Origin of the sequence: Labrenzia sp. OB1 (genome assembly GCF_001624695.1) — a bacterium.
Classification (GTDB): domain Bacteria; phylum Pseudomonadota; class Alphaproteobacteria; order Rhizobiales; family Stappiaceae; genus Roseibium.
Window position 1 is genome coordinate 1 of the sequence record NZ_JSEP01000050.1, and the last position, 7,315, is coordinate 7,315.

Genomic DNA, 7,315 nt, shown 5'->3' on the forward strand with positions numbered 1-7,315 from the left:
CTAAGCAACGCTGAGAGGGGGCGTCATGGTCCGAAACTCCGCCGCTTTTCGTGGTTTTGACGCTCTGACTGTCGACAACACCGGCTGTTGGAAAGGACTGGCGTCCTTCCAGTTCACACGTGGCCGAGACGAGGATGTGGTTGATCGTCTGCCAAAGGCCGGTATCACGCCAGCAATAGAAATAGCCTCGCACCGTGGAGGCCGGAGGAAAGTTTTGCAGCAGTGAACCGCCCCTGACAACCGCTGGCTGCGATATAAAGGATCGAGTTCATAACTCTCGCATGTTGCTCTTGCGCGGCCGGCTACGCGGTTTGGCCGGTGGGATAAGCGGCGCCACCACAGACCATTCCCGGTCCGTCAAATCGCTTGGATATCGAAGAGAGGCGCGGTTGTGTTGCTTGCGCAGTGATATCATTCCAAGGAATCCGATCCTCCATCTTCCGGAAAAAGACGGTTGAATCACAACCCGTAGATATCACTCAACTACTTTTGATACCAGCCGCAATAGGGTCTTATTCATTGCGGCTGGTATTAGCAACCTGTCCGGATTTCCGGGACCACTTCAACTTCGACCGGCTGATCTTCCATGAACGCCGGAGCGTCACAGGATAGGTGCGCCCGAAACAGGGCGAGGCGCGTTCGAAATGAGCGCAAAACGCCTGAAATGGTCGCGATGACTTCAAAAATGCGGTGAATGCCGGGCCTCAAAGCGGCCAATCGATCAAACCAACGTCAAATCGCAAGTTTTTGCGGGTGTCCAGCTTTCCATTTCAGAGTCAATCATGATTCACCAATAAATGCGCTTGGTATCAGGCTAATCTAACTTCCACTTGAATTCCTGTAGGAAATCGCTGCGTAAAATTTCGATTTCACCTTTTAGGGCGGCTTCACGTGAGATATCGAATTCACATGTTAGCGCAATCTGCATGTCTTCTGCTACTCCCTCATTTGCCAACTCAAAATATTGAATGGTATCAGGATGATCATTATACATCATAGAGGGCGATATAATGTCGGCGACACATCTAAATGTGTAGCAATCAGTACGCTCCGAAACGCGAAAACTGAATTTTGGATTTTTATTTAACTTCTCAGCAGTGTGATCAATCGAGTCCTGGTTATGTGGTGCAGGCATCTGTGTCACTACGGAGTCGCCATTGTTTTCTGACGCAACTTCAAAAGTAACCTGTTTTTCTGCGTCATTTATTACCGTCGTCATTTTGGCAAAAAAGTCATTCCAACCAGGATGCTCCAAGATCTTTGAAAATAGGCCGGCTGCTGTAGCCGAACCAGTAAATTTTTCAACTCGGTTGGAAATTTCGTAGCTCCTTGCTTCGCAGGCTTCAGGAAGCGGCCGGTCGTCAATTAGGGTCCCACTTGACTCGGCTTGAGGGCGGAAAGCAAGCTTGGCTCCTTCGGTATACAACGGCTGGCGCGCGGTTGAAAAACAGGTTTCAGGCGTAACAAAATTGCCATGATGCTGTGAATAAATTTTTGAGAAGTGCTCCAGAAGCGATTTCGGCGTGAAGATGTTATTAGGTTTTTTGTAGTCGTCTCTATTAAATTGCGTTTCGCCTCTTACTACGCCATCTAATTTTTGCTTTAACACGCCGGGTGTCATTTCAAAAAATTCTCGTCTGCTCTCATCTTTTTTTCGCAGAGAATCCAAAGACTGTGTGATCAAGGCATCCATATCGCTAATAGGTTTTATTTGTGACTCAAAGTATCTTTTTGTAATCAGGCCGAAACGGTTCAGACTATCGATCAACCGGTAAAATAATTTATTGCGATCAGAATGCTTTTTTACAAATTTTTCGGGTTCTTTGAAAAATTTCTCTAGATTTGATTTTATACAATTATGAATAGACACCATCCTACAAAGTTCTTCAAAATTTTCAGAAACGTAATTGTCTTTGTTAGAGAACTCGTTCACAGTGTATTTATCATGATTTATTTTTGTTTGGTGAAGTAATTTAAGGCCCTGGTAGACCTTCTTGAATTGGTTACTTTGAACACCTTCCGCGATTTTAGCAACTGCGTGTTTTGCCTGTTCCTCCAGATTGTCTGTGCTGCGGCATGAACCATATTGTTTGTAATTATTTTTTTTCGGCTTGAACTATGTCCCGCAGACGCCCACCGCCCATGAGCCTCTTTGTAGGCCACCGTCGAGCGCGACGAAGGGGCATCGCCTGAAAACAGGAGTTTGCGCTCGAGATCACACCTATCCCTGTCAAGATCCCTTGGAAGACCAGGGCCCCCGGCAACATGCACCAGTTCACTTAATGTTCTAAACGTCATGATTAATTCCTAAAGCTGGTTTGATGAGCAAACCTACGCAGAAGCGCGCTCGTGAGCTGTGTCGAATGACACGCTAACCGCTGTTTTCACGCGCTTAAAACGGGGCTTCAGTCCGCTGTTTTGGGTTCAGTACAGTTGCAATACCAACCTTAGCTTCTCGGAATGGGCCTCGGCCACCGGAGATGCCAAGATCCCACCGTATTGCTGGATCGTAATCATCCCCGAAAATCACCGGGTTGAAAATTGGACTTCTCCGGCCTTTGATGCGCTTGGAGAACGAGATGAAGAAATCAGGATTTACAGAGAGCCAGATCCTGGCAATTTTGAAACAATGATGAGGATCAGAAAAAGATCCAGTGAATCATTTTCCCGAAGAATGAGAGCGGTGTTCCTGTTGCCGATCTGTGCCGGGAGCACGGGATCAGCAACGCGACCGACTGCAACCGGATCCAAATGTGGCGGTATGGACGCATCTTCAATTGCGGAAATGAAGGCCATGGCCGAAGAATACCTCCGGCTCAAAAAGATGTATGCCGAAATGGCGATGCAGAATGAGCTGCCGAAGGACGCTCTTGGAAAAAGCCTTGGGGCCGTCTCAACGTAAAGAGCCTCTCGGCGATGCACTTATCGCCTGCCGGCCAATGGATGGCCATCAGCGCAGTTCGGCTGCGTGGCGTGAGCATTGCGCTTGCGTGCCGGGCGTTCCAGATCAGTGAAAGCTGCTATCGCTATGAACGTAAGCTCAGCGATGAGAACGCAGAAATCGCGGACTGGCTGGTCCGACTGACGACAGCACACAGAACCTGGGGTTTCGGCTTGTGTTTCCTTTATCTGCGCAATGTCAATGGCTTCGTATGGAACCACAAACGTGTCCGGCGGATCTATCGTGCGTTCGAACTGAACCTGCGCATCAAGCCGAAAAAACGTAAGCGACGTCTGCGGCCCAAGGGGTTTCAGCTTGACGGCGTGAAGTTCCATGGCAGGAGCTTGTCGATCCGGCTTTTCGGATGGCCCGCGGCGATGGCCTCGAGGGTAGCCTTGAGATAGGCGAAGGGTTCGACGCCGTTGACCTTGGCTGTTTCGATGAGCGATGCGATCCGGCCCCATGCCTTTCCGCCTTCATCGTAACCGCAGAAGAGAGCATTTTTTCGATTAAGAGCAATTGGCCGGATCAGATTCTCGACACTGTTGCTATCGATCTCGACTCGGTCGTCGTTAAGGAAGGTCTGCAAGCCGTCCCAGTGACGATGAATGTAGGCAAGCTTCTCAGCGAGACGGGACTTGGCGGAGACCCGGAGGCGTTGCTCTAAGCGCGGCCGCCAGCATCCGTCACACCCCCGACGTGCGCGATCTCGGTCAGCCGGTCATACACAGTTTCCGGCTGACGCAGGGCGATGATGTCTGTATCGGTGGTCATGGCGTATCGTTCCTATTGGTAGTTCTTGCAGGCTTCGACACCCGCCAAGATATGACCCATTCTCAGTCCACGTCATCCATTGCCACGACATCAAAGTGTCGCCTCGTACTTGTCTGTCCATTCAGTCACCTTTTGTGGATCCGCGTCCACGCCGAGACCGTGAATATAGGCTCTCATCATTCGTAGCATCCCTTCACTATCATTGCGGTCTGCAGCTTGTCGGAAGAGATTAAACGCCGTTTCCACGTGCTCCGGATTTCTTACTCTTAGTTCATGAAAGAGATCTCCCACAGCGACCGTGTGGTTAGGAAATAGTTCAATCAGCCCAGTCCGCAACTCACTCAAAGAATTTCTGATTTGTTCGTCCTGCGCCTCAATTTTTTTGGTTCTTCCTTCGACGAAACTGGACGGCATAAGTCTGATCCTGGCCAAACCTTCAAGCATTCTATGATAACGGGTTTTACAATCAGAATAGCGGTCTACCAAATCAAAATCTGGCCGAGCAGTTATTGCGATGAGCGCTTTCAGCGCAGGTTCCGTATTTGTAAGCCGCTTTAAATTAATAGATGAACTAAATACTCCTATAAGAACATCGACAACAGAAACGTTTTTGTCGCTTAGCTTGCGATCTAAATTTTCAGCGTTTATGGCGTGCAATTTCTTTAAATATTTATAGACTTTATTAGAATTATTAATTTTTAGTTCATCATAATATTTGCCATCAATTCGCAAACCTTGCAACATTTGGTTTATTGCTTTGGATTGCGATTTATTCAGACTGTTCGTTTTTAGATGCAATTTCCAATTCCTATACATTTTAGGAGCAGCTTTTGAACTACTTGGAAAATTTACAGGTGTTGCAGGATTGTTTCCCATTGTTCCTTAGCTTCTTGCGCTTTCCAGTGTTCAATGAATTCTAATCTTTGCAAACGACGCTCCGTTCAGCTGTCTTAAATGGAACAGTAGACCGGAGATTGGTCCTTAGCCGGATTGTTCATCAGACTTCTCGTTTAGCTATCCCCAACGAACCCGTACAAAACGAGTTCGCCGTTCACATAAACCGGTATCGGTTCCGTCCTTGCTCTAGATGAATCGTATTCCGCGTGCCCGTCCGCGGCGGTTCTGACCACCCGCCCTGGCGCACTTGCTTTCATATTCAGCGATCAGGCCATTCAGCGCGCCGATATTGGCCTTGCTGAACGTCACTGACCTGAGCCCCCAGAACTCCTCCAATTTTGTGTGGAGTCCGTTCCAATCAGGAGACGGACGGAATGAAGCGTTCACGATTCACAGAAGAACAGATCATCGGCATCTTGCGGGAGCAGGAAACGGGGGTGAAGACAGCGGATGTCTGCCGCAAGCACGGCATCTGGGAAGCGACCTTCTACAAGTACAAGGCCAGGTTTGGGGGCATGGACGTGTCCGATGCTCGCAAGCTGAAGGCTCTGGAAGACGAGAACGCGAGACTCAAGAAACTCCTGGCCGTAGCCATGCTCGACAACGCCATGCTGAAGGATGTCGCTTCAAAAATGTATGGTCCGCCCCGCTATTGCAAGGTTCTCGTGGATGACGCACCGGCTTGCGTAAATGTATCCGGCCTCTGATCAGTCAACCGCTTTTGGCGACAAGGCCTTGATGAGATCCGCACCTTGGGTTCCAGATTAGTGGTACGGGATCATGTCCCGTTTTTTTGCGCGTGGCTTACCCATGGTCGATCAACCGTTTGGTCATTACGTCCCCTGCAATGGGTTGTCCGGTAAGGTTTCAGCTTATGCTGCTGCCCCCTTGGACCGCAGATAGACGGTGCCGGGTCGTGTCAGGATTGCCCACACAATCCTCGTCAGCTTATTGGCCAAGGCGACGACGGCTTTGTTGCGATGAGTGCGGGCTTCCAACGCGTTCAGCCAGCGGCCCAGGGCATGGCTTTCGCGGTTCAGATGCAGGAAGCAGGATCGCGCGCCGTGGATGATCAGACGGCGCACATATCCGTTTCCGCGCTTACTGATCCCAAGAAGGGTCTGCTTTCCCCCGGTTGAATGCTCCGCCGGGACAAGCCCGAGCCATGCAGCCATGTCTCGCGCCTTGCGGAATTGACGCCCATCTCCCGCAGCAGCCACCAGTGCTGTAGCCCCCAGGGCGCCTATCCCGGGAATGGTCAGCAGCCTGCGGATCGTCTCGTCTTCGTTGGCGATCGCTTCGATCCTGACAGTCAGTATTTTGACCCGGTTCTCGATATAGGCAAGGTCATCCAGCAGGTCGTTCAGCAGCGTCTGCATGTTTTGGGTCAGGTCGCTCACAGGGTTGGCAAGGTGCCGTCTTATGTCGGCATGAAAGCCACCAGCACCGACCCTCATCGCCAGCCCATATTCTATGCAGAAAGCACGCGCCTGGTTCATCAGTCCGGTTCGTTGTGCGACAAGCCGGTCGCGGATGCGGTGAAGCGCTTGCAAATCGACCTGTTCCGGCGTGCGCACCTGAACAAATCGCATAGTCGGTCGTGTCACGGCCTCAGCAATCGCAGCCGCGTCGATGGTGTCAGACTTGTTCGACTTCACATACGGCTTCACGAACCGGGCGGGAATGATCCGCGCATTATGGCCCATCTCGATCAGCTTTCGCGCCAGCCATTGTGACCCCGGACATGCCTCCATGCCGATCAGGGCTTTGGGTGCCATATCGAAAAACGAATGCAATGTATCGCGCCCGAACTTGGCACGCTGGATCACGGCACCGTCACGATCGACCGCGACGACGTGGAACACCCTTTTGCCAATGTCGATTCCATAGGCATAGGCTTCGGATAATGGTTTGGTTCGCATCTTTTCTCTCCTTTTGCTTGGCAATGCCACAAGAGCTTACGCCGGGGCGCGGGGCGGACCATCCCATTAATGGTGACGCCCGATGCAAAGCGAAGTGCGGTGGCCCACCTGTGCTCCGGGCACAGCGTGAGCCAGCGTCGGGCGTGTACGGTCTTGCAGGTTGACCGGTCGGGTATTCGATATCGAAGCAGTCGTCCGGATGATGCCGATCTGCGTGAAGCAATGAAGAAGGTTGCCGATGAACGCCGGCGCTTCGGCTACAGACGCATTCACCTGATGCTGGAGCGTCAGGGCTTTGCCCTGAACCAGAAGAAGCTGCGGCGCCTCTACGCGGAAGAGAAGCTGCAAGTCCGCAAACGTGGTGGCCGGAAGCGGGCTCTGGGCACAAGAAGACCAATGGTGTTGCCAGACAGAGTGAACGAGCGGTGGAGCCTGGACTTCGTGTCCGATGCCTTCACGGACGGCCGCCGCTTCCCGGTACCGGCCGCGGTTGATGATTACAGCCGCGAGTGCCTGGCGCTGGTCGCTGATACCTCTTTATCCGGCCTGCGGGTCACCCGTGAACTCGATGCGCTCATTCGTCTGCGCGGCAAACCGGTCACCGTGGTTTCTGACAACGGGACCGAGCCGACCAGTATGGCCGTTCTCAAATGGTGTCAGGAGACCAGCGTCGACTGGCATTACATCCAGCCAGGAAAGCCGGTGCAGAACGGATTTGTCGAGAGCCTCAACGGCAGCTTCAGGGACGAGTGCCTCAACGAGACGCTGTTTTCGTCACTCG

The 7,315-nt window shown here is 51.7% G+C and carries 3 protein-coding genes and 5 pseudogenes; 3 read left to right on the plus strand and 5 right to left on the minus strand.

Annotated features, from left to right (window positions below):
* Window positions 1–437 (minus strand): annotated as a pseudogene (locus tag OA90_RS29725) (transposase); the annotation flags it as partial.
* Between the two features lie 377 nt (window positions 438–814).
* Entirely contained in the window at window positions 815–1,933 is a 1,119-nt protein-coding gene (locus OA90_RS27100; protein WP_156510707.1) for a hypothetical protein, read from the minus strand.
* A 646-nt stretch (window positions 1,934–2,579) separates the two neighbouring features.
* Here OA90_RS27100 and OA90_RS29730 point away from each other — a divergent pair.
* A pseudogene (locus OA90_RS29730) lies at window positions 2,580–3,246 on the plus strand (transposase); the annotation flags it as partial.
* Window positions 3,247–3,251: 5 nt separating this feature from the next.
* Here the strand turns inward: OA90_RS29730 and OA90_RS28340 are convergent.
* Together OA90_RS28340 and OA90_RS27120 are read right to left on the minus strand one after the other, a co-directional pair.
* Window positions 3,252–3,599: pseudogene (locus tag OA90_RS28340) on the minus strand (transposase domain-containing protein); the annotation flags it as partial.
* Between the two features lie 206 nt (window positions 3,600–3,805).
* Window positions 3,806–4,591, minus strand: coding sequence for a sel1 repeat family protein (locus OA90_RS27120; protein WP_156510709.1), 786 nt, complete (start codon window positions 4,589–4,591; stop codon window positions 3,806–3,808).
* 395 nt (window positions 4,592–4,986) lie between these two features.
* Here OA90_RS27120 and OA90_RS27125 point away from each other — a divergent pair.
* Window positions 4,987–5,235 (plus strand): annotated as a pseudogene (locus OA90_RS27125) (transposase); the annotation flags it as partial.
* A 249-nt stretch (window positions 5,236–5,484) separates the two neighbouring features.
* On the opposite strand, the gene OA90_RS27130 reads toward OA90_RS27125, so the two are convergent.
* Window positions 5,485–6,534, minus strand: a complete 1,050-nt coding sequence (locus tag OA90_RS27130; protein WP_068420109.1) for an IS110 family transposase — start codon at window positions 6,532–6,534, stop codon at window positions 5,485–5,487.
* Between the two features lie 129 nt (window positions 6,535–6,663).
* Here OA90_RS27130 and OA90_RS27135 point away from each other — a divergent pair.
* Window positions 6,664–7,315 (plus strand): annotated as a pseudogene (locus tag OA90_RS27135) (IS3 family transposase); the annotation flags it as partial.

Bases quoted from the DNA above. Each gene is read 5' to 3' on its own strand.
- OA90_RS27130 (WP_068420109.1), bottom strand. From the start codon at position 6,534: ATGCGAACCAAACCATTATCCGAAGCCTATGCCTATGGAATCGACATT.
- OA90_RS27120 (WP_156510709.1), bottom strand. From the start codon at position 4,591: ATGGGAAACAATCCTGCAACACCTGTAAATTTTCCAAGTAGTTCAAAA.